Source organism: Mucilaginibacter sp. P2_A4 (genome assembly GCF_056405015.1).
In genome coordinates this window covers 228,972-253,390 of sequence record NZ_JBFUCX010000008.1, presented here as the reverse complement: position 1 = coordinate 253,390, position 24,419 = coordinate 228,972, and the positions used below count along the sequence as shown (strand labels likewise).

At 40.3% G+C, this 24,419-nt stretch carries 26 protein-coding genes; 15 read left to right on the top strand and 11 right to left on the bottom strand.

Annotation, left to right across the window (positions count from 1 at the left end; all coding sequences use genetic code 11):
- Positions 1-16 precede the first annotated feature (16 nt).
- Complete coding sequence (locus AC1DYB_RS16555) at positions 17-502, top strand: ABC transporter ATPase (RefSeq protein ID WP_477436538.1); 486 nt, start codon at positions 17-19, stop codon at positions 500-502.
- A gap of 33 nt (positions 503-535) precedes the next feature.
- Here AC1DYB_RS16555 and AC1DYB_RS16550 read toward each other — a convergent pair whose 3' ends face one another.
- On the bottom strand, positions 536-1,621 hold the full coding sequence (locus AC1DYB_RS16550; RefSeq protein WP_477436536.1) for an alpha/beta hydrolase-fold protein: 1,086 nt from the start codon (positions 1,619-1,621) through the stop codon (positions 536-538).
- Between the two features lie 116 nt (positions 1,622-1,737).
- Between AC1DYB_RS16550 and AC1DYB_RS16545 the strand changes: the two genes are divergently transcribed.
- Both AC1DYB_RS16545 and AC1DYB_RS16540 read left to right on the top strand, forming a co-directional pair.
- Complete coding sequence (locus tag AC1DYB_RS16545) at positions 1,738-2,349, top strand: YdeI/OmpD-associated family protein (protein ID WP_477436534.1); 612 nt, start codon at positions 1,738-1,740, stop codon at positions 2,347-2,349.
- A gap of 152 nt (positions 2,350-2,501) precedes the next feature.
- Positions 2,502-3,722, top strand: a complete 1,221-nt coding sequence (locus AC1DYB_RS16540; RefSeq protein ID WP_477436532.1) for a zinc dependent phospholipase C family protein — start codon at positions 2,502-2,504, stop codon at positions 3,720-3,722.
- 39 nt (positions 3,723-3,761) lie between these two features.
- Here AC1DYB_RS16540 and mtgA read toward each other — a convergent pair whose 3' ends face one another.
- From mtgA to rpsF, 4 genes are all read right to left on the bottom strand, one after another.
- A complete protein-coding gene (gene mtgA, locus AC1DYB_RS16535; RefSeq protein ID WP_477436530.1) occupies positions 3,762-4,526 on the bottom strand; it encodes a monofunctional biosynthetic peptidoglycan transglycosylase in 765 nt (254 codons plus the stop codon).
- Between the two features lie 115 nt (positions 4,527-4,641).
- The gene (gene rplI, locus AC1DYB_RS16530; RefSeq protein WP_076377921.1) at positions 4,642-5,085 is read right to left on the bottom strand and encodes a 50S ribosomal protein L9; all 444 of its coding nucleotides are present in this window, start codon (positions 5,083-5,085) and stop codon (positions 4,642-4,644) included.
- 15 nt (positions 5,086-5,100) lie between these two features.
- A complete protein-coding gene (rpsR, locus tag AC1DYB_RS16525; RefSeq protein ID WP_067054791.1) occupies positions 5,101-5,364 on the bottom strand; it encodes a 30S ribosomal protein S18 in 264 nt (87 codons plus the stop codon).
- A complete protein-coding gene (gene rpsF, locus AC1DYB_RS16520) occupies positions 5,364-5,729 on the bottom strand; it encodes a 30S ribosomal protein S6 (protein ID WP_295714278.1) in 366 nt (121 codons plus the stop codon). Before rpsF ends, rpsR begins: the two co-directional genes overlap by 1 nt.
- 347 nt (positions 5,730-6,076) lie before the next feature.
- On the opposite strand from rpsF, the gene AC1DYB_RS16515 reads away from it, so the two are divergent.
- The 3 genes from AC1DYB_RS16515 (at position 6,077) to AC1DYB_RS16505 (ending at position 9,727) form a co-directional block, all read left to right on the top strand.
- Positions 6,077-7,522 (top strand): capsule assembly Wzi family protein, encoded by a 1,446-nt coding sequence (locus AC1DYB_RS16515; RefSeq protein ID WP_477436528.1) that lies wholly within the window; start codon positions 6,077-6,079, stop codon positions 7,520-7,522.
- Between the two features lie 76 nt (positions 7,523-7,598).
- Positions 7,599-7,835 carry a hypothetical protein gene (locus AC1DYB_RS16510; protein WP_477436526.1) on the top strand — a complete coding sequence of 79 codons (237 nt, stop codon included), beginning with the start codon at positions 7,599-7,601 and terminating at the stop codon, positions 7,833-7,835.
- 71 nt (positions 7,836-7,906) lie between these two features.
- Positions 7,907-9,727 (top strand): DNA polymerase III subunit gamma/tau, encoded by a 1,821-nt coding sequence (locus tag AC1DYB_RS16505; protein WP_477436524.1) that lies wholly within the window; start codon positions 7,907-7,909, stop codon positions 9,725-9,727.
- 116 nt (positions 9,728-9,843) lie between these two features.
- On the opposite strand, the gene AC1DYB_RS16500 is transcribed toward AC1DYB_RS16505, so the two are convergent.
- Together AC1DYB_RS16500 and AC1DYB_RS16495 are read right to left on the bottom strand one after the other, a co-directional pair.
- A complete protein-coding gene (locus AC1DYB_RS16500; protein ID WP_477436522.1) occupies positions 9,844-10,299 on the bottom strand; it encodes a hypothetical protein in 456 nt (151 codons plus the stop codon).
- A gap of 90 nt (positions 10,300-10,389) precedes the next feature.
- Positions 10,390-11,097: a hypothetical protein gene (locus AC1DYB_RS16495; RefSeq protein ID WP_477392206.1), complete on the bottom strand. Its 708-nt coding sequence runs from the start codon at positions 11,095-11,097 to the stop codon at positions 10,390-10,392.
- 209 nt (positions 11,098-11,306) lie between these two features.
- Here AC1DYB_RS16495 and AC1DYB_RS16490 point away from each other — a divergent pair, with 209 nt between their 5' ends.
- Positions 11,307-12,536 (top strand): NADP-dependent isocitrate dehydrogenase, encoded by a 1,230-nt coding sequence (locus AC1DYB_RS16490; protein ID WP_295714259.1) that lies wholly within the window; start codon positions 11,307-11,309, stop codon positions 12,534-12,536.
- Between the two features lie 174 nt (positions 12,537-12,710).
- Here AC1DYB_RS16490 and tyrS read toward each other — a convergent pair whose 3' ends face one another.
- Positions 12,711-13,994, bottom strand: a complete 1,284-nt coding sequence (tyrS, locus tag AC1DYB_RS16485; RefSeq protein WP_295714257.1) for a tyrosine--tRNA ligase — start codon at positions 13,992-13,994, stop codon at positions 12,711-12,713.
- Positions 13,995-14,162: 168 nt separating this feature from the next.
- On the opposite strand from tyrS, the gene AC1DYB_RS16480 reads away from it, so the two are divergent.
- Positions 14,163-14,834 (top strand): ACP phosphodiesterase, encoded by a 672-nt coding sequence (locus AC1DYB_RS16480; protein ID WP_477392204.1) that lies wholly within the window; start codon positions 14,163-14,165, stop codon positions 14,832-14,834.
- Between the two features lie 8 nt (positions 14,835-14,842).
- Here AC1DYB_RS16480 and AC1DYB_RS16475 read toward each other — a convergent pair whose 3' ends face one another.
- Complete coding sequence (locus AC1DYB_RS16475) at positions 14,843-15,142, bottom strand: hypothetical protein (RefSeq protein WP_477392203.1); 300 nt, start codon at positions 15,140-15,142, stop codon at positions 14,843-14,845.
- Between the two features lie 208 nt (positions 15,143-15,350).
- Here AC1DYB_RS16475 and rpsA point away from each other — a divergent pair, with 208 nt between their 5' ends.
- The 7 genes from rpsA to AC1DYB_RS16440 all read left to right on the top strand — a co-directional run bounded on the left by rpsA (position 15,351) and on the right by AC1DYB_RS16440 (position 22,349).
- A complete protein-coding gene (gene rpsA, locus AC1DYB_RS16470) occupies positions 15,351-17,342 on the top strand; it encodes a 30S ribosomal protein S1 (protein ID WP_295714306.1) in 1,992 nt (663 codons plus the stop codon).
- 108 nt (positions 17,343-17,450) lie between these two features.
- Positions 17,451-17,840, top strand: a complete 390-nt coding sequence (locus AC1DYB_RS16465; protein WP_477436519.1) for a hypothetical protein — start codon at positions 17,451-17,453, stop codon at positions 17,838-17,840.
- A gap of 27 nt (positions 17,841-17,867) precedes the next feature.
- Positions 17,868-18,263, top strand: coding sequence for an ACT domain-containing protein (locus tag AC1DYB_RS16460; RefSeq protein WP_477436517.1), 396 nt, complete (start codon positions 17,868-17,870; stop codon positions 18,261-18,263).
- Positions 18,264-18,726: 463 nt separating this feature from the next.
- Complete coding sequence (pyrR, locus tag AC1DYB_RS16455) at positions 18,727-19,275, top strand: bifunctional pyr operon transcriptional regulator/uracil phosphoribosyltransferase PyrR (protein ID WP_295714248.1); 549 nt, start codon at positions 18,727-18,729, stop codon at positions 19,273-19,275.
- A gap of 143 nt (positions 19,276-19,418) precedes the next feature.
- Positions 19,419-20,345, top strand: coding sequence for an aspartate carbamoyltransferase catalytic subunit (locus tag AC1DYB_RS16450; RefSeq protein ID WP_090467170.1), 927 nt, complete (start codon positions 19,419-19,421; stop codon positions 20,343-20,345).
- Between the two features lie 17 nt (positions 20,346-20,362).
- Positions 20,363-20,902, top strand: coding sequence for a hypothetical protein (locus AC1DYB_RS16445; RefSeq protein ID WP_477436515.1), 540 nt, complete (start codon positions 20,363-20,365; stop codon positions 20,900-20,902).
- Between the two features lie 16 nt (positions 20,903-20,918).
- Positions 20,919-22,349 (top strand): serine hydrolase domain-containing protein, encoded by a 1,431-nt coding sequence (locus AC1DYB_RS16440; RefSeq protein ID WP_477436513.1) that lies wholly within the window; start codon positions 20,919-20,921, stop codon positions 22,347-22,349.
- A 111-nt stretch (positions 22,350-22,460) separates the two neighbouring features.
- Here the strand turns inward: AC1DYB_RS16440 and AC1DYB_RS16435 are convergent, their stop codons facing one another.
- Both AC1DYB_RS16435 and AC1DYB_RS16430 read right to left on the bottom strand, forming a co-directional pair.
- On the bottom strand, positions 22,461-23,336 hold the full coding sequence (locus AC1DYB_RS16435) for an alpha/beta fold hydrolase (protein ID WP_477436511.1): 876 nt from the start codon (positions 23,334-23,336) through the stop codon (positions 22,461-22,463).
- A gap of 356 nt (positions 23,337-23,692) precedes the next feature.
- The gene (locus AC1DYB_RS16430; RefSeq protein ID WP_477436509.1) at positions 23,693-24,391 is read right to left on the bottom strand and encodes a head GIN domain-containing protein; all 699 of its coding nucleotides are present in this window, start codon (positions 24,389-24,391) and stop codon (positions 23,693-23,695) included.
- Between the last annotated feature and the right edge of the window lie 28 nt (positions 24,392-24,419).

The window sequence follows — 24,419 nt, the reverse complement described above, 5'->3', positions numbered from 1 at the left end:
ATTGATATTTTTGCAAATGGAATTTTCTCAACAATCAAGAGTTTGGATATACCAGGCCGATAAAAAATTAACCGACCAGGAAGTATTTCTGATCCAGCAGGAGCTTGATAAATTTGCCACTGGTTGGACGGCTCACAACAACCAGCTAAAGGCCAAAGGAGAGGTGCGGTACAATCGTTTTTTGATTTTGATTGTAGACGAAAGCCAGGCTGGCGCCAGCGGATGCTCAATTGATAAATCGGTTCATTTTATGAAGCAGATAGAGCAGCATTTTAACATCAATTTATTTGATCGATTTAACCTGGCTTATCGCGATGGTGAGGAGATTTTATCATTGCCGCGCCATGCGTTTGAAGATATGCTTAAACAAGGCAAAATAAATACCGAAACCATTGTTTACAACAACATGGTACAAAACTTAACCGAGCTGGAAAGCAAATGGGAAGTGCCTTTTAAAAATAGCTGGCATATTCAGTTATTCAGGGATCTGGTTATTCAATAACTAAGGCCCTGCTTAGTTAAAGATCATCATAAGCTATTTGGTTTTATCCAGTCGTGTTGGTTTTTCATTGGGGAAGCTAAACAACATGTACATTTTACCCCCGGCTGTTTTAAAGGTAATATCAGCCCTTTCATTCTCCTGCATAAAAAACGAATCCTTTGCATACGGAGCAAATTCAATAGGTAATTGGTCATTCTGCTTAAAGTAAAGTTTATTACCCTCCAGGTATAGTTTAAATTTATCCCTGGCGTTATCAGTTATGGTATAATCGCCGGTATATTGCTCAAGCTCCTTTACCGGTACCGGGGTTACTTTGTGTTTTTTACAGTAGGCAAAGGCTATTGCGTTTTGCATTACCTGTGCCAACGCCGCACCGTGACCCGCGTTAGGGGTTATCGCCGTTGCAATTTCAAGACTTTTACAGTTCTGCTTTTCCATGTAGCTTTTAAATAGCTCAATATTTCGGGCCGTTTCGTGCTCGTAGGACCCTACGCCGGCAAACACCTTACAGTTAAGGTCCTTATTACTGGCAAAATATTTTTGTGCCGATGGTATCAACTCGCTGCCGCTGTTCCCCGGTGCGCCTATGAACACCATGTTAAATAAGCCCGGATGTTGAAACAGCACCATAGTAGTGAACATACCGCCAAAGGAGTAGCCATATAAAGCTTTATTATCATTTACCCGGTATTTACTTTGCACAAAAGGGATTACTTCCTGCTCAATAAATGATAAAAAATTTGGTCCGCCGGTTTTTGGGTCAAGGTCGCGGTTTCGTTTGTTTGGCCTGCTGCCGTAGCCAATACCTATAATAAGGGCTTCGGTGGTTTCATAATCCTGCCTCAGCATATTAAAGCAGTTCATGGCAACGGTCATGTTCCAGTCGCCATCGGTCATGTACAGTACCGGGTATTTTGTTTTGGTTGTATCGTATCCGGGAGGGAAATGTACATATATCGTATAATCTTCTCCAATCACTTTTGAGCTGTAATCCCATGAAACCATGTCTTTATCAGTAAAAGGATTTGGCGATGTGCTTTTTACCTGGCAGTAACAAGGCTGTAACAGTAATACCATGATTAATGTGCCCAGGGATAGTTTCAATGATGTTGATAACATAGCTTGATATTGATTTGCGTACTGTTGATCTGTTCTTCCATAACCTTAGACGCATGGTGTGTTATTTTGGTTGCACATCTGCTTGAAATTAAGTCATTTGTTATTAAATTTATTTTATGGAACAATATGATAACAGGGTAGATGCTTACATTGAAAAGTCGCCCGAATTTGCAAAGCCAATACTTACTTATTTGCGGCAGTTAGTTCATGAAACTTCTCCATTATTAACCGAAGCGATTAAATGGGGTTTTCCATTTTTTGATTACAAAGGCGTGGTTTGTCAAATGGTAGCTTTCAAAGAACATTGCGCATTCGGTTTTTGGAAGGCAACATTGTTAAATGACCCTAATAATGCATTAAGCATTGGCGATGGTTCTGCCGGCAGCTTTGGCCGCATCACCAAAATAGAAGACCTGCCTTCAAAAGAGATTCTGCAGGATTTTATACTGCAGGCCATTGCCTTTAATGAAAGCGGTAAAAAAACTCCCGAAGCGGTAAAAAAGGCTTCGGCCCCTAAAACCGAATTGGTTATCCCTGAATATTTCACGGAATTTTTAACGGCTTACCCCAATGCCAGCCTTAATTTTGACAGATCGAGCTACTCGCATAAAAAAGAATACGTGGAGTGGATAATTGATGCCAAAAGCGAAGCCACACGCCAAAAACGTATGGAAACAGCCGCCGGGTGGCTTGCCGAAGGTAAATCAAGACACTGGAAGTATAAATAATGAGTAAAAGAAGATAAGCAGCCTTGTTGGTAGTCGCCTTTGTATAACATCATTGGCATAAAACAAATGATATTGCTTGTTGTTATTTTGCATATATTGCTATCGTGAAGGCTCCCTTTCTTTTTAAGTATCTCCTTGTAATTGTTTTTTTTATGATGCTTGCGTCTTCCTCAAGAGGATTTTCAATCCTGGCGCATGAGGCTATAGTTGATGCGGAATGGATGGGTAAAATACAGCCGTTGCTATTAAAACGATACCCTAATTCAAGTATCGCTGATTTAAAAAAAGCCCATGCTTTTGCTTATGGAGGTTGCCTGGTGGCAGATATGGGGTACATGCCATTTGGTGATCCTTATTTTACTGATCTGCTTCATTATGTGCGCAGTGGTGATTTTATAACTACTTTAATTGACGAATCACAAAACCTGGATGAATATGCCTTTGCACTTGGCGCGTTATCACATTATATGGCCGATCAATATGGCCATTCGCTGGCTACTAATCGTTCGGTTCCTTTAGGTAATCCAGTTCTTCAGCAAAAATTTGGCGCAGTAGTTACCTATAATGATGACCATACTTCGCACAGCAGAATGGAATTGGCATATGATGCCATACAAACAGCCAAAGGGCATTACGCGTCAATAGCTTATCATGACTTTATTGGCTTCTCTATGTCGAAACCGGTACTTGAAAGGGCTTTCCTGAAAGTTTACGGCCAAAATCTTAATGAGCTGTTCCCAAGCTTTGAATCCAGCGTTGCTACATTCAGATGGGGGGTGCGCAATTTATTCCCGGCGATAATTCATAATGCCTGGCAATCTAAAAAAGAAGATATATTGAAAGTCGATCCGCTGGTAAAACGCGGCAGTTTCAGGTACAGAATGCCCCGGAAAATGTTCAACAACGAGTTTGGTAGTAATTATGCCCGTCCGGATTTTAAAGCCCGTGCGGTCGCTTTTATGATAAAAATATTACCTAAGGTAGGGCCACTTAAAAAATTCAAATTTAAATACCCGGGCGTGGCCAGCGAAAATTTGTTTATAACAAGTATGGATAGTATTTTGACTAACTATTCTATTGCCTTAACAAGGGTAGGGAACCATAAATTGCAGCTCAGTAATATTGATTTTGATACAGGGAAGCAGACTAAACCTGATGAGTACCCACTTGCTGATAAAACCTATAACCAATGGTTGCTGAAACTGCAGGATGGCAAGTTTGCATGCATAACTCCCGATATGCAGCAAAATATCCTCACTTTTTATAGCGCCGCCGATAGTATAAAATTTGAGCAGAACGATCCGGGGAATAATAAAAAAGCACTGCAGGCGCTGCAACAACTTAAACTTTTGGCAGTAAACACCAATCGTTAGGATTTCAAAAAAAGGATAAAACTGTAATTTTTCTTTATTTTAAAAATCCAAAGGCCCCAGTCTCTTCATGTTTTTCATGATGAGGTATTGCCTGTGTTTTAAATAACGGGTAGGGTTAGTTGCCGACCATTTAAGCGGACTTGGAAAAATAACAGCTATGGCCGCCGCCTCATGTTTGGTAAGATCAGATGCCGGCTTATGGAAGTAGGCCTGTGATGCCGCCTCAATGCCGTAAATGCCATCGCCCATTTCAATCTCGTTGAGGTAAACTTCCATGATGCGTTTTTTGCTCCAGAAAACTTCTATCAGCACCGTAAAGTAGGCTTCAACGCCTTTACGCAATAAGGAGCGACCTTCCCATAGAAAAACATTTTTAGCTACCTGTTGTGATATTGTACTGCCACCTATCAGTTTTTTGCTGTGCTGGTTTTTTTCAATCGCTTTTTCAATCGCATGGAAATCAAAACCATGGTGTTCTAAAAATGATTGGTCTTCGGCAGCTACGGCGGCGCGTTTCACGTTATCAGATATTTCGTCGAAGCTTTTCCATTGCTTATCAATCTTCCAATCCTTATCGCGGGCTTTTTGTTGAAAGCCCCGCTCAATCATAAGCCAGGTAAAGGGTGGGTGCACAAAGCGGAATAACAGTACACCAAACAAGCTAAGGCCAAAAAATAGTATAAATGCCAGCTTAACTACCCTAAAAATGAGCTTAAATATACCACCGAACTTGCTTTTTGATTTTGAAGTTCGGGTGCCTGGTTTTGAATTTGTTTTTCGGGGAGAGTTGTAATTACGTTGCACTATTTATAGTAAGTTTCTATTAAATGAAAAAGGTGCTTTGCAAAGCAAAACACCTTTTAAAAATCTAAAATTAAACTCAAAATCCGAAATAGAAATCAGGATTTCGAAATATAAATTATTCAGCTACTACTGAGAAAGGAACCTGTACCTTAACTTCTTTGTGCAGGTTTACGTTTGCGATATAATCACCAACAAACTTTGGTTCCTGATCAAATGTGATACGGCGACGGTCAACCTCAAAGCCTTCTTTTTTCAATGCATCAGCAATTTGAATAGTGTTGATAGCACCAAATATTTTTCCGCTTTCACCGGCTTTAGCGCCAATGTTAAGTTTAACACCTTCTAAACGGGCAGCAATCGCATCAGCATCCTTACGGATTTTCTCTTGTTTAAACTGAGCTTGTTTCAAGTTTTCAGCTAAAACTTTGCGAGCGCTTACGGTAGCTAATATGGCGTAGCCTTTAGGTAAAAGGTAGTTACGGCCATAACCTGGTTTAACGTTTACAACATCGTCTTTATCACCCAGGTTTTTTACATCTTGTTTTAAAATAACTTCCATTTCTTAAATCTCCTATTATTTTAATGAATCTGTAACGTAAGGTAATAAACCAATGTGACGGGCACGTTTAACAGCCTGGGCCACTTTACGCTGAAATTTCAATGAAGTACCAGTTAAACGACGTGGTAATACTTTACCCTGATCGTTAATGAACTTTAATAAAAAGTTAGCGTCTTTGTAGTCGATATACTTAATACCATTCTTTTTAAAACGGCAGTATTTTTTACGGTTATCCTCCACCTTAGGAGCGGTAACGTATTTAATTTGATCGTTTGCCATTAGTTTGAAGCCTCCTCTGTTGTTTTAGGTTTCTTGTTAAAGGCACCGCTACGTTTTTTGTCATTGTAAGCAATGGCATGTTTATCTAACGCTATGGTCAGGAAACGCAAAACACGCTCATCGCGCCTTAATTCAATCTCCAATTTGTTAATTAAATCACCCGGAGCCTTAAATTCAGTTAAGTGATAGTACCCTGTAGTCTTTTTTTGAATAGGGTACGCTAATTTTCTCAAACCCCAATTATCCTCCTGGACAATTTCGGCTCCGCCATCAGTTAAGATTTTGCTAAATTTGGCAATGCCTTCTTTAGCTGTTTCTTCTGATAACAACGGGGTTAGAACGATCACGATTTCGTACTGTTGCATTATTATACTTTGATTTTTAATTAATTACCCGCTATTACGGGGCTGCAAATGTAGTGATAATTATTAAAAAATCAATACATTCCTATTAATATTATTGCGGTGGTGCAGCATACCCAAAAGCTGCAATTCCATTTACTCCAGGCACTTATATAGTCGTGGTGATTTTTTGCTTTTTCGTTAAGTTTTTTTCAAAACATTTACACAAGGTTGTTGTTACGCAATCGGTAAGTTGATGAAATATGAAAAAAAAGTATTCAAAGCTTGCCAATTTTGTAACAATTTTTACGTTTTAGTACAAAAATAACATTGGTGCATGCTGTGCTTAATTATCTAAAAACGAAATAGATATGAAGAAAACATTGATTTTAACGACAATATTGCTCGTTCATTTAGTTGTAAATGCACAGGTAAAGGATGTTCATGCAAGTCTGGAACTGCAGGGTGTCGAAACTACCAACGATGTTGTGCCATTCTGGCTAAGGTCAAATCAATTCGGCAGTATTCCGCTTTCAGGCACATCTGGTAGTCTTATAGGTAAAATCCGCAAGGATTATGATACCACCAAAACGTTTGGTTGGGGAGCATCATTTGAAGGCAGAGGGAATATCGGCCAGGGCAGCCAGTTTATACTGGTTGAAGGATTTGTGAAAGCTCATGCGGGTATTTTTGAGTTAAAGGCCGGGCGCTCCAAAGATATTGTTGGGCTGGTAGATTCTTTATCTTCCGGTTCGTTTCCGGTATCAGGCAATGCGCTTGGGATACCGCAAATTAGTTTGAGTATACCAAATTACTATAGTATACCTATTTTGGGAAAGTTATTTGCGGTTAAGGGTGCATTTGCAAACGGAGACGTTGGTGATGTGCATGTAAATACAGGAAAAATACCAGGGAAAAACACCAATTATTTTTTATCAAATAGTGTTTATGTAAGAGTAGGCCAACCGTCATGGCGATTTAAATTTCTGGCAGGTTATAACCATGAGGCATTATGGGGAGATGAAAAGCATGTTTTTCCCAGGTTTGATTTATCCGGATGGGAAACGTACAAGTATGTTGTTACCGGCAAGGTATACCAGGGATCAAAAGTTGGTAATCATTTAGGTTCGTTGGATCTTGGGGCAGAATATAAGTTTGATGCGCTTACGTTATTAATATATAGGCAAAGCTTTTATGATAAGGGGGCCTTAGGGTCATTGGCTAATATAAAAGATGGCTTAAATGGTATTAGTTTAGTTAATAATGAAAAAAATAATACAAGTAATTTTTATTGGAAAAAAGCGGTATTTGAGTTATTCTACAGTGTTAATCAGGCCGGTACATTAGATTCAAAAAGCACAAAATCAGGCGCAGAAGATTATTACAATAATTATGAATATTTACAGGGCTGGTCATATAAAAATTTAGCCCTGGGTAATCCTTTTATTACCACAACACTTGATGCCCGTAGTAATCTTGTCAGGTCCGACAATCAATTTTTTATAAATAACAGGGTAAAAGCATTTTATGGAGCAGCGCAATTTTATGCGTTTAAATGGTTTTATACCGGTAAATTATCTTATTCAGAAAACTATGGCACGTACGCAACAGGTTCGGAACCCTATCGTGGCGTTGGCGGAATTAAACAGCCGTCGCCAAATGCTTTTAAGAAAGTAAATCAGTTTTCTGCTTACCTTGAGGGCTTAAGACCATTAAAAAACGGGTATAATATTGGTTATGACATTGGTTATGATAAGGGAGGCCTGCTTTATAATTCATTTGGTGTTATATTAAAGGCATCAAAAACTTTTTTATAGGAGAAAAGAATTAAATATTTAACGAGTTTTACAAACCCTGCAAGGTTATTAAGCGTACCACTACTAAATATTGATTATGCAGCTTACAGAAAGTGAGATTTTAATTGGCGATTTTTTTTTGAATAGTACAGTTATGTTGTCTCCCGGTGGTAGTGACCGGGCTATTGAGGGAGACTGGGATGATGAAGATGATGAGGATTTTGACGATCGGCTTGACGCCGAGAATGACCTGCATGAGATAAGGGTGGGGAATAACACTTATGAACCCGATCCGGAGGATGATGATCACCTGCCGGATGATGATCTGCAGTAACCATTAAGCAATATCTTAACATTCATGTTTTGGTGCTTTAACTTAAAGCATTTTCTTGTTAACTTCGTGCTGTGGATAATTTCATTGTTTCGGCCCGTAAATATCGCCCGGCTACTTTTGAAACCGTTGTTGGTCAGCAACATATAACCAATACGCTCAAAAATGCCATTAAAAATAACCAGTTGGCGCAGGCATTTTTGTTCTGCGGTCCGCGTGGGGTGGGCAAAACCACCTGTGCGCGTATATTGGCCAAAACTATTAACTGTACCAATTTACAGCCCAATGGAGAAGCCTGCGGCGAATGTCCCTCATGCAAAGCTTTTGAAAACGGTAATTCTTTTAACGTACATGAGCTTGATGCGGCATCCAATAACTCGGTTGATGATATTCGCAGTTTAATTGAGCAGGTGCGCATACCGCCGCAGGCTGCCCGGTACAAGGTGTATATTATTGATGAGGTACACATGCTATCGCAGGCGGCATTTAACGCGTTCCTGAAAACGCTGGAAGAGCCACCTCATTACGCCATATTTATATTGGCCACTACCGAGAAGCATAAAATACTGCCCACTATACTTTCGCGTTGCCAGATATTTGATTTTAACCGCATCAGGGTTGATGATATGGCCGGCCACCTGGCGTCCATTGCCGGTAAAGAAAACATCAGCTATGAAACCGATGGCTTGCACATTATAGCCCAAAAGGCCGATGGTGGCTTAAGGGATGCGTTATCGATGTTTGATCAGATTGTTAGTTTTTCGGGCGGCAAGGTAACCTACCGCTCTGTTATTGATAACCTGAACATACTTGATTATGATTACTACTTTAACATAACAGAAAGCCTGCTTAAAGAGGATACGGCAAAAGTATTGTTGTTTTTTGATGAGATCCTGTCACGTGGTTTTGATGGGGCGCATTTTATTGCCGGTTTAAGTGAACATTTCCGTAACCTGCTGGTAAGCAAGGATCAATCCACATTAAAATTACTGGAGGTAAGCGAGGGCATCAAGAATAAATACCTGCAGCAATCACAGGCAGGCTCGGTGTCATTCCTGCTCTCGGCCATGAATATTGCCAACCAGTGCGATGTTAGTTATAAGCTGAGTAAAAATCAGCGATTGCAGGTTGAGCTGGCCTTGCTCAAGATGTGCCATTTGCCATCAGCCTTTAATATGGCTACTACACCGCTAAACGCAACGCCCTTCGCCGAAGGGTCATTAAAAAAAAAACCTGATACCACAGCAATAGCACCGGCGCAGGAGCCTAAGATCATTCATGAAACGGGTGTATTAAACGATGCACCCCCGGTTTATAATAAAACTGCACAGCCTTCGGTTAATAAGCCCGAGCCTGTAACTTCTTCGGCACCGGTAAAGGAAGCTGCCCCTATTATAACCGAAAAGCCTAAAATATTTATCCCAAGTCCCAGTTTAGGTTCTTTATCTATCCCCTCATTAACAGACACCGGCAAAACCGAGGAGGAATTGCTTGAAGAGGAAGATCCCTACCTAAAGGGCGATGCCCGGGAGGATTTTACCATGGATAGTTTTTTGCGATACTGGAGCGATTTTGCCGCTAAAGTAAAGGCCGATGGTAAGAAAAACCTGGTTACCATTTTTACCTCAAACGCTCCACGCATGATAAAGCCGTATGAGTTTGAGATTTTAGTAGGCAATAAGGTGCAGGAAAACATATTTAAAGAGGAGCGGCCCGAAATGCATAATTTTTTACGGGCCAAGCTAAACAACTTCACTATTGAGGTAAATGCGCGGGTTGATGAACAGAAGGTTGTACGCAAGCCTTATACAACAAGCGAAAAATTTCAGCACATGGTATCACGCAATCCGCAATTGATGGACTTGCGTAATCGTTTCAATCTTGATCTGGATTGATTTTTATACGCAATAATAAGAAAACTGAAAATTGTACAAAACAGAACATACTTTACCTGTTTCTGAATAAAAGGCACAAAAAGTGACTGTTTTTGTACTCAGAAAGTTGCCCCTTTTTATTTAAAAAAGGTATCATTCTTAGGGTAGCCTTCTTCATCCAGATCATCCCTGTCATCTTCGGGCGTATGAGCCAGCGCGGCGTCTACAGGGTCAACCTCGGTAATATTGCCATTGTCAATGTGCATAGCCAGATCATCTACATCTGTTTCAATTGATCTTTTTTCAGAGTATTCGCCATCGGCAGTATCGTAAGGATTCGCTTCATCATAAGTGGAGTTCATATCCTCGCCGTTTTTTACTGATGTTTTGTATGGATCGGGATGGTAGTAATCGGGGTCGTCGCTTTTTACATCATATTCAAAGCTATCCTCGTCGGCGTTATAGCTCAGGTCTTCCTCTTCCACTGTAGTTTCATCCAGGTCATCTTTCAATGTCCTGTTCCCGTCATTGCTGTTATCAGTTAATGCATCGTCATCATCTTCGTAGCCGGGATCAATATTCAAGTTATTCATAAGCTTTGAATTTTATATTAAATATACAGAAAAAACCTTGCCAAAAAATCAACAGAATGCCACTAAAATAAAAATAAAATAAGCCTGTGGTTAATAATGAATTTGTTTACGATAGGACGTTACTCCGCCAATTGCAAATTTTACACCTATGGTTAGTTGCGCGTAAGCATCTTTATTGGAAGCCTGCGTGCTGTAGCCATCCAGGTTGTCACTAAATACAAAATTATACTGATACCCAATATCAATTTTAACGCTGGGCTGGTTATAGTCATTATAAATCTTAAACTCATATCCAAGCCTTGCGGGTATAAATAGTGCTTGTGCATTATTATCTCCAACTGCATAAGCAGGGTTTCGTTTGTCAAGACTTTTCGCTACTATATGGTTGGCAATGTAGCCTACACCGGTAGATACATACCAGTTTTTCATCACATTCATAAACGGGCTTGCGGAGTAATCTATAAATTCGCCGGCCTGTAACTGTGCCCGGAATAAAAAAGATGTAAAATGATTTTCAAACTGCCTGCCCGATGAGGATTTAACAGAATCTCCACCCTCTAAACGGCCAACCTGCAGTTCCAATACATAGTTAACATACGGAGATTGGTTGTAATTAAAATTAAAGTGGATGGAGGGTGCAATTCTAAGTGTATTTACATCGGCCATAACAGCAGTATTAAGACCAACAGCTGTACCAATGTCATACTGGGCGTAATCATACCCGATTTGCGCTTTTGCCAAAAATGAAGTTGTACACAGGGATAATATCAGGGTGATCTTTGCTATTAGTTTTACCATAATGAAGCAACCGGGCTTTGGTTTAGCAACCGGCTTGGGTTATTAACGTTTAATTTTATAAAAATAGCATCATTGTTTATAAAAACAATAAACTGTGTTAATAAATCGTCAGGATTATCAAATCAATTATTTTCATATGCTATTTAGTTAATTTGATAAACTCAAATTAATATATTTGAAGCCATTTAAATAAAACAACAACATCAGATATGTCAAAAATTAAAGTAGAAAATCCGGTAGTTGAGCTGGATGGCGATGAAATGACCCGGATAATCTGGAAATTCATCAAAGACAAATTAATTACCCCTTACCTTGATCTGGATATAAAATACTATGACCTTGGTATTGAGTATCGCGATGAAACCAACGATCAGGTTACCGTTGATGCCGCAAATGCTATTTTAAAATATGGCGTAGGTATAAAATGCGCAACCATTACTCCCGATGAGCAGCGTGTTGAAGAGTTTGGCTTAAAACAAATGTGGCGTTCGCCAAACGGAACTATCCGTAATATACTGGATGGTACTGTTTTCCGTGAGCCAATTGTTATGGCAAATGTTCCGCGTTTGGTACCAAACTGGACAGCTCCAATTTGTATTGGCCGTCATGCTTTTGGCGATCAGTACCGTGCTACAGATTTTGTAACCAAAGGCAAAGGTAAATTAACCATTACCTTCACCCCGGAAGATGGTGCTGCAGAGCAATCATTTGAAGTGTATAATTTTAAAGGCGATGGTGTAGCTTTGGCTATGTACAATACCGATGAATCAATAAAGGGTTTTGCACACGCGTGCTTTAACCAGGCATTGATGAAAGGCTGGCCTTTATACTTATCAACCAAAAACACTATCCTTAAAAAATACGACGGTAGGTTTAAAGATATCTTTGAAGCCATTTACCAGGAAGATTATAAACAAAAGTTTGCTGATGCGGGCATCACGTATGAGCACCGTTTAATTGATGACATGGTTGCATCGGCCTTAAAATGGAACGGTAACTTTGTTTGGGCTTGTAAAAACTATGATGGCGACGTACAGTCAGATACTGTAGCACAAGGCTTTGGTTCATTAGGATTAATGACTTCAACCCTGGTTACACCAGATGGTACCGTAATGGAAGCTGAAGCTGCCCATGGTACAGTTACACGTCACTACCGTGAGCACCAGGCGGGTAAACCAACCTCAACAAATCCAATTGCATCAATTTTTGCTTGGACAAGGGGTTTGGAATTCCGTGGCTTACTGGATAACAACCAGGAACTGATTGACTTTTGCAAAGCGTTGGAAGAAGTTTGTATTGAAACTGTTGAAAGCGGTAAAATGACAAAAGATTTGGCCATCACTATTAAACCAAAAGTTGAGCATGGTACAGATTATTTATATACCGAAGAGTTTTTAGCTGCAATTGATGAAAATCTGAAAGCAAAGCTTGGTAAGTAATCATATTTAACCAAAAATGAAAGAAGCTGTCTCCAAAAGGGCAGCTTCTTTTGTTTTTGGGATGTTTTATAATTGGAAAATGCCGGGGATGGAAATCAGCTCATGTGATCCGTATAAAAAAAGAAGCCGCCTCATTGATTTATGAGGCGGCTTTCTTTTTTGTAATAGGTAAATCTACTCTGCAATTATCAGGAAGTAGTTCTTTTTGCCTTTTTGAGCAACAAGAAACTTTCCGTTAATTAATGAGTCTGTATGGTAAGTGTCATCTGCCGAAGCAATTTTTACTTTATTGATGGCCGTTCCGCCGCCTGCTATCATTTTTTTGGCTTCGCCCTTTGACGGGAAAACCGAAGTTTTCGCAGCCAGCAGATCGGTAACATTTATACCTTCCTGTAATTCGGCTGCCGAAATAGTATAGTTAGGTACGCCGGCAAACAGGCCGAGTACTTCGGCATCATTCAATTCGTTTAAAAATTCAATGCCGATGTTGCCAAACAAAAACTCCGACGATTTTATCGCTTTTTCGTATTCTGCTTCGCCATGTACACGGATGGTGATATCTTTTGCCAGCGCTTTTTGCAGGATACGGGTATGTGGAGCTGCGTCATGCTCAACTTCCCAGGCTTCAATAACCTCACGATCAAACAATGTAAATATGCGGATGTAGGCTTTAGCATCAACATCAGTAGTATTTAACCAAAACTGGTAAAATTGGTATGGTGATGTACGCTCAGCATCCAGCCAAACCGCGCCGCTTTCTGTTTTGCCAAATTTGGTGCCATCAGCTTTCTTGATCAATTGGGTTGTTAAAGCAAATGCTTCGCCCGCATCTTTACGGCGGATGAGCTCGGTGCCGGTAACAATATTACCCCACTGATCGCTGCCGCCCATTTGCAGGGCACAGTTATGGTGTTTCCACAGGTAGTAAAAATCATAGCCCTGTACCAATTGATAAGTAAACTCGGTGAATGACATACCGGTATCGCCTTCAAGTCGTTTCTTTACCGATTCTTTAGCCATCATATAGTTTACAGTGATGTGTTTACCAACATCCCTTATAAAATCAAGAAAAGTAAAGCTCTTAAACCAATCATAATTGTTTACCATCTCGGCACTGTTGGCGCCGGTGTTAAAGTCAAGGAAACGGGTCAATTGTACTTTTACCGATTCCAGGTTATGATTCAGGATATCCTCTGATAATAAATTACGCTCCTGCGATTTGCCCGATGGATCGCCCACCATGCCTGTTGCACCACCTACCAAAGCATAAGGCTTGTGGCCCGCGCGCTGAAAGTGGATCAGGGTCATGATTTGGGTTAAATGGCCTACGTGCAATGAATCGGCAGTAGGGTCAAATCCAATATATCCCGAAGTCATGCCTTTATTTAACATTTCTTCGGTACCCGGCATAATGGTATGCAGCATGCCGCGCCAGGTTAGTTCTTCAACAAAATTCATATCAAGTGTTGTTTCAAAAGCTGCAAAGATATAAAGCTGAGCAAATTATTCATCATGGATATGGTACGAATAATTGTGTTAATGGTTAACTACAGGTAAATTCTATTTCAAATAATTACTTAATGTTTGTATATTGAGCAAAACGGGGTATTTTGCAACGTAGCGCTTATGAATTTTTTATCGCATTATTATTTCGACAAGCATACCAGTAATTGTTACCATGTATTGGGAACGGTGCTGCCCGACTTGTTGAAAAATGCCGATAAGCACATCATTCTTCACCCCGAAAAACTGCATCATGGTAATAATGAGGTTAATTCCATCATAACCGGCTGGAATAAACACCTGGCGGTTGACCGTTATTTTCACTCATCCGATTTTTTTTTAACTCACTCGCATGAATTAAAAAAGGCGTTGCTGCCAGCTATTGAAGGCTCGCCGGTGAAGCCATTCTTTTTGGGGCACATCGCTTTGGAGCTCATCATTGATAATTTATTGCTAACTACCGGCAAAATAAGCGTCGATGATTTTTACGCGCAATTATCCGGCTGTAAGCCCGGGATCATTGAGGAGTTTTTAACCTTCTCTGGCCTGGCAGATACCAGCGTTTTTTTTAAATTTTATGAAGGTTTTAAAAAAAGCCAGTACCTGCATACCTATGCCGAAACCCACCAGATAGCTTACGCCCTTAAACGCATCTGCATGCGGGTTTGGAAAGATCCCTTTACCCCGGAGCATGAAGCGCAGATGAACGGCGTTTTGGGCAATTACAGGGATTATCTTTTAGATAGTTTTATGGATATTTTTGAGGAGATAGAGGACAAATTGAATAATCTGTAACTCCCTTTTTACTTACCGTTGTTTATAATCTTCTTTAAGGCCTCAAAATCTTCATTTAATAATAGCTGATAAAGTTCTTCTACCTCCTGCCAGTTTGCAGCCTTGTAAGATAGTTCGGTATTTTCCACAACGCATATCATTTGCAGCCACTTATTGGTTTCCAGTATAATTTCCTCTTCTTCTGTGCCCACCCAAAATGCGCCGTGCTCATCATCCATTTGTTGAGTTTCGGCAATGGCGGTAATTATATCAGGCATACCAACATTATCTATGCTGTCGCCCCAGGCTTTTTGCAGGTATTTGATCATTTAATTAAGCATTAATTTACTGTTCAGGAAGTTGTGTTGTTTTAAAACAGGCATACTAAATTAGCGTATTTTGCTTTACCAGCACCTATTCTCCTCAAAAAGCCTTAAATATCAGTAATTAACATTAAAATATTCTTTTTTAAATAAAATTATGTCTGTACCTTTGCAGTCCCAATTAACAAATTGGGAAAAGGAGATAAATTATTTAATGGCAAAAAAACAAGAAGCAGAAAAAGAATTAAAAGCGAAAGAAGCTGAACTGGGTACAGTTACGGCGTCTGGCGAAAAAGAAACTATTGAATCAGAAGCTGATTCAATCTCTATCGAAGAGATCAAATCAAAAATTGCAGCTACACCAAGCGAAGATTTCGACTGGGATGCAGATGACAAAAAATTTGGTAACTACAGCGATAGCGACCGTGAGAAATTCGAGAAAATGTATGATGGAACTTTTAGCTCTATCACCAAAGGCGAAATCATCACTGGTACTGTTGTTAACGTTAACAACAAAGATGTAGTGCTGAACGTAGGATTTAAATCAGACGGTTTAGTTTCAGTATCGGAATTCCGTGATACACCTGATCTGAAAATCGGTGACACAGTTGATGTATTTGTAGAGTCGCAGGAAGATGCTAACGGTCAGTTAGTACTTTCACGCAAACGTGCAAAAACTCAAAAATCATGGGAACGCATTAATTCAGCACTTGATAATGATGAGATCATCACTGGTTTTGTTAAGAGCAGAACTAAAGGTGGTTTAATTGTTGATATTATGGGCGTTGAAGCCTTCTTACCAGGTTCACAAATCGATATTAAACCTATCAGGGATTACGATGTGTACGTAGGTAAAACAATGGAATTCAAAGTTGTTAAGATTAACCACGAGTTTAAAAACGTTGTGGTATCGCACAAAGTGCTTATCGAAGACGATTTGGAAAACCAAAAAACAGAAATTGTTGCTAAACTTGAAAAAGGACAAGTACTTGAGGGTACTGTTAAAAACATTACCGACTTTGGTGTATTTATTGACCTTGGTGGTGTTGATGGTTTATTGCACATTACTGATATTTCTTGGGGCCGTATTGAGCATCCACGTGAAATTCTTGCATTGGATCAAAAGATCAACGTTGTTGTTCTTGACTTTGATGACGAGAAAAAACGTATTGCTTTGGGCTTAAAACAATTAACTCCTCATCCTTGGCAGAGCCTTGACGAAGGTATCGTTATCGGTTCTAAAGTTAAAGGACGTATTGTTACTGTTGCTGATTACGGTGCATTCCTTGAAATCATCCCTGGTGTTGAAGGTTTGATCCACGTATCAGAAATGTCATGGTCACAAAACTTACGCAACCCTCAGGAATTCCTGAAAGTTGGTGATGAGATTGAAGCACAAGTGTTAACACTTGACCGCGACGAACGCAAAATGAGCTTAGGTGTTAAACAATTAACTCCTGATCCATGGCAAAATGCTGGTGAGAAATATGCTATTGGCACAACTCACATTGCTACAGTTAAAAACATGACCAACTTTGGTGTGTTTGTTGAACTGGAAGACGGCATCGACGGTTTAATTCACATTTCTGACTTATCATGGTCTAAAAAAGTAAATCACCCTAATGAATTCACTAAAGTTGGTGAAAAATTAAACGTGGTTGTTTTAGAACTTGATATCGATAACCGTAAATTAAGCTTAGGCCACAAACAGCTTGAAGAAAACCCTTGGGATACTTTTGAAACCATCTTCACTATTGATTCAATACATGAAGGTACCGTGTTAAAAGTAACAGACAAAGGTGCTATCGTAGCTTTACCTTACGGTGTTGAAGGCTTTGCGCCAACCAAACACCTGGTTAAAGAAGACGGCAAAAGCGTTAAAGCTGAAGAAGCTGCTGAATTCAAGATCATTGAATTTAACAAAGAAAACAAACGTATAGTTATTTCACACTCACGTATATGGGAAGAAGCTCGTGCTGATGCTCGTGTACAGGAATTTGAAAACCGCAAAAAAGAAGCAAAATCTGCAAGCAACGCGGTTAAAAAAGTGAAAGAATCAGTTGAGAAATCAACTTTAGGTGACCTTAGCGTATTAGCTCAGTTAAAAGAGCAAATGGAAGGTGCTGAAAACAAAGCCCGCAAGGCTGCGCCAGCCCCTGCTGCTCCGGCTCCGGCTAAAACAGCTGAACCTGAAGAAGAAGCATAAGCTTTAACTGAAGCATAATTTTACAAGCCCTTCCGAGAAATTGGAGGGGCTTTTTTTATGGAGCCTTAAGTTTGCTATTGATAATTGCTATATTTATTTCATCGAAATATGGAACAATCGTTAAGTAGAAATCAATTAGTAATTAACTGGTGGGCAAAAGGACGTTTCAAGTATAATAAGGGCTTAGTAATAGCGGGTATTAGTGCATTTGTTTTGTATGCTATATTGGCATCCCTTTTAATAGAACCATATGACGAGGATTTTGAGATAACCTTGTTTACTATTGCTTTTCAAGGAATGGGTTACCTATTTATGATAGGGTTAGCAAACCTGTTCTATTACCTCGGACCGCTAATAGATTTGCTTATAAATAAAAGTGATAGTGATAAATTTAGAAGTGATTTATATAGATTGGGTTATTGGTTTTCTTTTGGATTGCCTTTTCTAATTCCCATTAGTATAGTTGTGCAATACTTTGTTTTGTATGCAGGTAAATAATTTCCATCATAAATATCACGAAATTTCATGCCCGGAGAAACCAACCTCAACACTTTATTAAAAAACATGACACCTGTTTTAAATGACGGTGATTATGTTTATTGTGCCATTTCAGATGTCGATACTATAGATATCAAAGAGATCATCGGTTTATTTAAGGAAGAAGAGGCAACAACCGTTATTCTCAAAAAAGAAATCGCGGATCAACTCCATTTAAAATACGAATACATCGCCGCCTGGATAACGCTTACCATTCACTCCTCATTAGCAGCAACCGGCTTAACGGCTGCATTTGCCAACGCGTTGGCCGCAGAAGGGATTAGCTGTAATGTAATTGCTGCATACTATCATGACCATATCTTTGTTGCCAAAGAAGATGCAGAGCGGGCGATGGAGTCTTTGAAGAAGTTGGCTGAAAGATAATTTGTATTTGTGTACTTCGCGATTGCTTCGTAGCTATCTATGATAAGTTTATTATTAAACGTATATGCATTTTAAAAAGGCCTGTCACCCTGAGCTTGTCGAAGGGTCGTGCGCAGAGGCCTTTGCCCACATGCTTCGACAGGCTCAGCAGGACAGCCCTTTTTTTTAACTTCAGGTCATCTTTCAGAGTTTCACTAAATTTTATGGCGACCTATGATGTATTCGCAAAAAAAATTTTTGTCATGCTGAACGCAGTGAAGCATCTATTATTCGTCATGCTTCTTCGCCCCGTAAAGTCTGCGAATAGATCCTTCGTCCCTCAGGATGACAAACTTTTTTTAACACTTTAATGATATTCGTCAAAACAAGCATATCTTGATCTACTGTGAGTAATGCCCGCTTTTAAAACTCATCACCCAAAACTCAAAACTATTTGTTATTTTTGCCCAAATCCACCCATACGATGCAAAATCTTACACTGCTCGACGGTCAAAAATTTCAGATAACCATACAACGTTTATGTCACCAGTTAATTGAAAATCATAATGATTTTTCAAGTTCGGTATTGATTGGTATACAGCCCCGTGGCATTTATTTGGCCCGCCGCGTTGCCGAAGAATTACGTAAAATACTTCCCGGTAAAACAATAATGCAGGGCGATCTGGATATCACCTTTTACCGCGACGATTTCCGCAGACAAGGGTCACCACTGGTGCCCAATCAAACTAAAATAGATTTTATTATCGAAGGCAAAAAAGTGATCATGATGGATGATGTGCTCTGGACGGGGCGTACCATTCGCGCGGCCATGGATGCCATGCAAGCTTTTGGCCGGCCCGAGAAGATTGAGCTATTGGCACTGGTTGATCGCCGTTACTCACGTCATATCCCGGTAGCTGCAGATTATGTAGGAATTGAAGTAGATTCTATTGCGTCGCAAAAAGTAGTGGTATCATGGAAAGATACGGATGGAGAAGATAAGATAGTATTAATATCAGAGGGGCAAGATTAATAGGATATTAAATATGTCATTGCGAGGAACGAAGCAATCGCGACCTGTGCAGATCCACGCTGTATAGTATAGAGATTGCTTCGTGCCTCGCAATGACGGACATAAGATAATAACGGAAACAAAAAATCCGAAATCAAAATAAAATGGCAGGACTAAGCACAAGGCACTTATTAGGCATAAAAGATTTAAACCGGGCAGATATCGAGTTGATATTTGAAACGGCTGATACTTTTAAATCAGTTTTAAACCGACCGATCAAGAAGGTGCCGTCTTTGCGCGATGTAACCATTGCCAATATATTTTTTGAAAACTCTACCCGTACCCGTTTATCGTTCGAGCTGGCAGAGAAAAGATTATCAGCCGATGTGGTAAACTTTGCAGCTTCTTCCTCATCGGTAAGCAAGGGCGAAACACTGATAGATACCGTAAACAACATCCTGGCCATGAAGGTGGACATGGTAGTGATGCGTCACCCATACGCAGGTGCCGGTATCTTCCTGTCTAAGCACGTAAAAGCGCAGATTGTTAATGCAGGTGATGGCGCGCACGAGCACCCTACACAGGCTTTGCTTGACGCTTTTTCTATCCGCGAAAAATATGGTGACGTTGCCGGTAAAAAAGTGGTGATAGTAGGAGATATACTGCACTCGCGTGTAGCCTTGTCAAACATCCTTTGCCTTAAACAATTGGGTGCCGAAGTAATGGTTTGCGGTCCGACTACGCTCATCCCTAAATACATCGGTTCCTTAGGCGTTAAGGTGGAGCATAACCTTATCAAAGCCCTTAACTGGTGCGATGTAGCCAATATGCTTCGCATTCAGTTGGAGCGGCAAGATATTAAGTATTTCCCTTCGTTAAGAGAATACACCATGCTGTTCGGATTGAATAAAACCATCCTTGATTCATTGGATAAAGAAATTACCGTAATGCACCCGGGCCCTATCAATCGTGGCGTGGAGATCACCAGTGACGTAGCCGACAGCAAACAATCAATCATATTAGACCAGGTGGAGAATGGTGTAGCTGTGAGGATGGCAGTGCTGTACCTGCTGGCCGGGCAAACACCGTAAAGAAAGATAATCTCACAATGAAGACAGATCTGCTTAAAACGTATTGGAAAAGTACTTATAAGGGCACTGTCGCTGCATTTGTTTTTTGCTCTGTTCTTTCTTATTTCAATGGTTCTGCTGCGCCTTTCATTTTCTTCCTGGTATCATTTGGGCGGGACTATTATCATTACGATGCTAAACTTGCTTATTCCAATAAATTAAAAAGAAAAGGTCTTACCGAAGAAGATATTCGCAATATCTCTTTCGTTAGGAACTGGGAGGAAGCGAGGGCTAAAGGAATTTGGCTATACTGTATAACTGATGGTGGGATAATCCTGGGAGCTTATTTGTGGATACTTATCAGTATGTTGCTGATAACAACCTCTATCGTAACGATTAAGGAGTTGGCGGCTGATCCGGGAAATATGTTTGCGTTTATTGCTTACACCTATATGATTGGAGCTGCAATTGGCGTTATGATTAACAGAATCAGGTGGCCGTATAATCAACGTAATTTCATCAATTTAACCGATCCTCTTAATAATAAGTCCCACCGGGCTTTACAGTGGGATCAATAAATCAAAATCCCTGAAGATGAAATTCAAAAGTCTCTCTTGCTTGCTTATTGTTATTAGTTATTTGTTGAGTTCAAACGCTGCTATGGCCCAAAGCCTTCAGCAACGTAAAACCGATTCGGTATTTGCCTTGGTTAAAACCTATTTTAATCATAAACGGGCCGATTCATTATACTCATTGGCCGGCGAAAGTTTCAGGAAACAATTAAGCGAGGATGCTTTCCGTACGGTTGCCAATCAGCAATTGATCCCCCTGGGAGAAATGAAGGGATCGTCCTTAATCAGCTTTGTAAATAATAAGGTAGCCACTTATAAGGTAATCTTCAGCAGCGTTACCTTGCAGCTTCTGCTGAGTATCGATCGGGAAGACAAGATGGATATGCTGCTTTTTCAGCCATTTAAAGAGGCCACAGCCCAAAGGATAACGAAGGCTGCCACATCAAATAAAATGCTCACAGCCATGGATAAAAAGGTTGACTCGGCCGCCAGGGCTTATGTTGACCAGGAAAATACGGCGGGCCTGAGTATCGGTGTTTTAAAAGATGGCAAGATCACTACTTATGGGTATGGCGAAACCACTAAGGGCAACAGCAAATTGCCGGATGCCAATACTCTTTTCGAGATTGGCTCCATCTCCAAAACGTTCACATCAACTATCCTGGCCTATTATGTAAACGAGGGAAAAGTAAAATTAACAGACCCCGTTACCAAATACCTGCCCGATTCTGTAGCCGCAAATCCGGCACTTAAAGCAGTTACTTTACTCACTTTAAGTAACCATACTTCGGGCCTTGCGCGGATGCCGGATAATTTGAATCCGGCTACGGATCCATTGAATCCCTATAAATTATATGATAAAAAGCTGCTTTTCGCTTATCTGAAAACCTGTAAGCTCAATAGCGTACCCGGTGAGCAATATGCTTATTCAAACTTAGCGGTTGGTTTATTAGGAGAAATTTTAATGCAGATCAGCGGTAAAACCTATGATCAGCTGGTGGCAGATATTATTTGTAAGCCGTTCGGTATGAAAAGCACTGCTCAGCATTTAAACCCCGCGTTGCAGGCCCGTTTTGCCACCGTTTATAACGGCGAAGGTAATTTAACCCCGGCCTGGGATTTTGATGCCCTTGCGCCCTGTGGCGCGCTGCATTCCTCATTAAACGATTTGATGATTTATGCAAAAGCCAATATGACGCCTCCCGGCAACAAGCCTGGCAAAGCACTGGAATTAACCCATCAAATAACCTTTAAAAAAGATGCCAAGCTGGGCCTTGCCTGGCATATCATCACGGTGAATGGGGTTGAATACATTTTTCATAATGGCGGTACCTTTGGCAGCAGTACATTTTTAGCTTTTAATAAAGAGAAAAACCTGGCCGTTGTTGTGCTCTCTAATTGCGGCGAAACGGTGGACGCAGTAGGCGTAAATATTTTGAAAATGTTGCAATAAGAGATCCGTCAAAATAAAAGGATGTGTACACAAAGCAAAAGTCCGTCTAAAAATAAATAAATCCTTGTTACGAGGTACGAATCAATCCCAAACTTACAGCATACGATTTTGTTATTTTAAAAAATCATCCAGGTAACCTAATATTATTTTCGTTTGCATCATTAGGCTGACATGCCCCTGCGAAGGAACAACGGCCAGATGCGATTTTGGCATCGGCGCCAAATCTGCAGCTATTCCACCTCCCAGTAATTGGTAGGTTTTCATCAACTCCACTTTGTCCAGACCATCATTGTCGCCCGATATAAGCAATACCGGTGAAGTAATTTTCGCAATATTGGCATCACCCACGTTAAAGGGTTCTCCGGCAAAAACAATCATTTGTTCTATGAATTTTGTCCATTTTGTTTTGTCGGGTGCTACTGCGTCATAGGCCACTTGCAGAGGAGTATTGTTAAAAAATTCAGGCTTAAAACCTTTAAACCCGTTATTTACAACGGGCAGCCAGCCACTGGTTTTGTAGGTAGAAGAAATGATCACTAATTTTTTTACCCGTTTAGGGCTTTTTACTACCAACTGGTAGGCCACCGAGCCACCCATGCTATATCCTGCAACATCGGCACTGTCAATTTTTAAGTGGTTCATTACTCCTTCCACATCACTTGCCAGGGTAGCAATGTCCAATTTTCTGTCCGAAAACGGGGTGTGCCCATGTCCCTGCAATTCAATAGCAATCACCTTTCTTGTTTTTGATAATTCGGGTATTAATTGTCCCCAATTCATCTCAATGGTCATAAAAGCACCATGCAGCAAAACGAGGGGTTTACCCTCGCCATATACCTCATAGTAAACTTTGATGCCATTAACAGGCGCATAGCCACTGTTTGCAGGTTTAAGCTGTTGGCCTTTAGACTGAAACACCGTAAAAAATAGAGTAGCGATTAATAGTCCCGGTTTGAGGATATTAAGCCCTTTAATTGCTCTTTTCATAATGCGTTATTTAAATTGTTTTGATTTTATTGACAATACAAATATCGAAGGAATAAGAGGATTATAGGCGGTGTAAAAACGACATTTTGGAGGCGGATTATGACAGTAAACTGAAAAGGAAGTCATCCCGAACTTGTTTCGGGATCCCACAGGACAGGTAATCCGCATGAAGTACACTTAGCATGTGGGGTGCCGAAACAAGTTCGGCATGACATTGGGGATTAAATCGATGGCATTCCCCCTTCAGAATCAGCTTCTAAGATATAGGCAAAGTAATAATAATCCCGGAAATACTCATAAAAAAAAGGACCGCTCGATTAAGCAGTCCTTTTATAATTAAAAACGAATAGTATCTTTTAGTCAACCTTATTTACTCTTCCAGATCCTGCGTAGTGTGTAGTTCCAGTTGTAGCATTGCCGGAATATAGTACACTGCCCGAGCCTGCAATACTGGCTGAAACGGTTTTATCAGCAATTATATTTACACTGCCCGAGCCTGAAATTCTGGCTTCAACGGTTTGTGTTTTCAAATCTTTCCCGTTCACTTCGCCCGAGCCTGCAATATGTATATCGGCCGTGCTGGCGCTTCCTTTAATATCAATTGAACCCGATCCGCTGATGCTTAAATCAAGCGTGCTGGATTTAACCGCTGTTTTGATATTGCCCGATCCACTTAAGGCTACCCTGGCGTTTTGAGCGCTCATTACACCATCAACCGTAGTATTGCCCGATCCGCTGTTGCCCAGGTACGCTAATGTTTTTGCAGTAATATAGATATTGGCCCTTTGAATATTACGGTGATTTCTCCAGTGATCTTTAAACTCCACCTTCAACACACCGTTTTCTACTTCTGTTTTAATATCGTTTACCACATTGGCGTCTACATCAAGCTTAATGCTTTCTGTACCATCTATCTTTATAAATACATTAAATGGGCCGCCACAACTAACGCCGGTATAACCCGAAACATTTCTTGTAACTGTTTGTGCCGATGAATCAAAAGCCATGGACACTGTAAGCAGCAATGCCATTCCAGAGAAGATAAGTTTTTTCATGATCACCTTTTTTCTTTATAAGACGCAG

Coding starts and splice junctions, on each gene's coding strand:
- AC1DYB_RS16555 (WP_477436538.1), top strand. CDS start 17: ATGGAATTTTCTCAACAATCAAGAGTTTGGATATACCAGGCCGATAAA.
- AC1DYB_RS16550 (WP_477436536.1), bottom strand. CDS start 1,621: ATGTTATCAACATCATTGAAACTATCCCTGGGCACATTAATCATGGTA.
- AC1DYB_RS16545 (WP_477436534.1), top strand. CDS start 1,738: ATGGAACAATATGATAACAGGGTAGATGCTTACATTGAAAAGTCGCCC.
- AC1DYB_RS16540 (WP_477436532.1), top strand. CDS start 2,502: ATGATGCTTGCGTCTTCCTCAAGAGGATTTTCAATCCTGGCGCATGAG.
- rplI (WP_076377921.1), bottom strand. CDS start 5,085: ATGGAAGTTATTTTAAAACAAGATGTAAAAAACCTGGGTGATAAAGAC.
- rpsR (WP_067054791.1), bottom strand. CDS start 5,364: ATGGCAAACGATCAAATTAAATACGTTACCGCTCCTAAGGTGGAGGAT.
- rpsF (WP_295714278.1), bottom strand. CDS start 5,729: ATGCAACAGTACGAAATCGTGATCGTTCTAACCCCGTTGTTATCAGAA.
- AC1DYB_RS16515 (WP_477436528.1), top strand. CDS start 6,077: ATGAAGAAAACATTGATTTTAACGACAATATTGCTCGTTCATTTAGTT.
- AC1DYB_RS16510 (WP_477436526.1), top strand. CDS start 7,599: ATGCAGCTTACAGAAAGTGAGATTTTAATTGGCGATTTTTTTTTGAAT.
- AC1DYB_RS16500 (WP_477436522.1), bottom strand. CDS start 10,299: ATGAATAACTTGAATATTGATCCCGGCTACGAAGATGATGACGATGCA.
- AC1DYB_RS16495 (WP_477392206.1), bottom strand. CDS start 11,097: ATGGTAAAACTAATAGCAAAGATCACCCTGATATTATCCCTGTGTACA.
- AC1DYB_RS16490 (WP_295714259.1), top strand. CDS start 11,307: ATGTCAAAAATTAAAGTAGAAAATCCGGTAGTTGAGCTGGATGGCGAT.
- tyrS (WP_295714257.1), bottom strand. CDS start 13,994: ATGAATTTTGTTGAAGAACTAACCTGGCGCGGCATGCTGCATACCATT.
- AC1DYB_RS16480 (WP_477392204.1), top strand. CDS start 14,163: ATGAATTTTTTATCGCATTATTATTTCGACAAGCATACCAGTAATTGT.
- AC1DYB_RS16475 (WP_477392203.1), bottom strand. CDS start 15,142: ATGATCAAATACCTGCAAAAAGCCTGGGGCGACAGCATAGATAATGTT.
- rpsA (WP_295714306.1), top strand. CDS start 15,351: ATGGCAAAAAAACAAGAAGCAGAAAAAGAATTAAAAGCGAAAGAAGCT.
- AC1DYB_RS16465 (WP_477436519.1), top strand. CDS start 17,451: ATGGAACAATCGTTAAGTAGAAATCAATTAGTAATTAACTGGTGGGCA.
- AC1DYB_RS16460 (WP_477436517.1), top strand. CDS start 17,868: ATGCCCGGAGAAACCAACCTCAACACTTTATTAAAAAACATGACACCT.
- pyrR (WP_295714248.1), top strand. CDS start 18,727: ATGCAAAATCTTACACTGCTCGACGGTCAAAAATTTCAGATAACCATA.
- AC1DYB_RS16450 (WP_090467170.1), top strand. CDS start 19,419: ATGGCAGGACTAAGCACAAGGCACTTATTAGGCATAAAAGATTTAAAC.
- AC1DYB_RS16445 (WP_477436515.1), top strand. CDS start 20,363: ATGAAGACAGATCTGCTTAAAACGTATTGGAAAAGTACTTATAAGGGC.
- AC1DYB_RS16440 (WP_477436513.1), top strand. CDS start 20,919: ATGAAATTCAAAAGTCTCTCTTGCTTGCTTATTGTTATTAGTTATTTG.
- AC1DYB_RS16435 (WP_477436511.1), bottom strand. CDS start 23,336: ATGAAAAGAGCAATTAAAGGGCTTAATATCCTCAAACCGGGACTATTA.
- AC1DYB_RS16430 (WP_477436509.1), bottom strand. CDS start 24,391: ATGAAAAAACTTATCTTCTCTGGAATGGCATTGCTGCTTACAGTGTCC.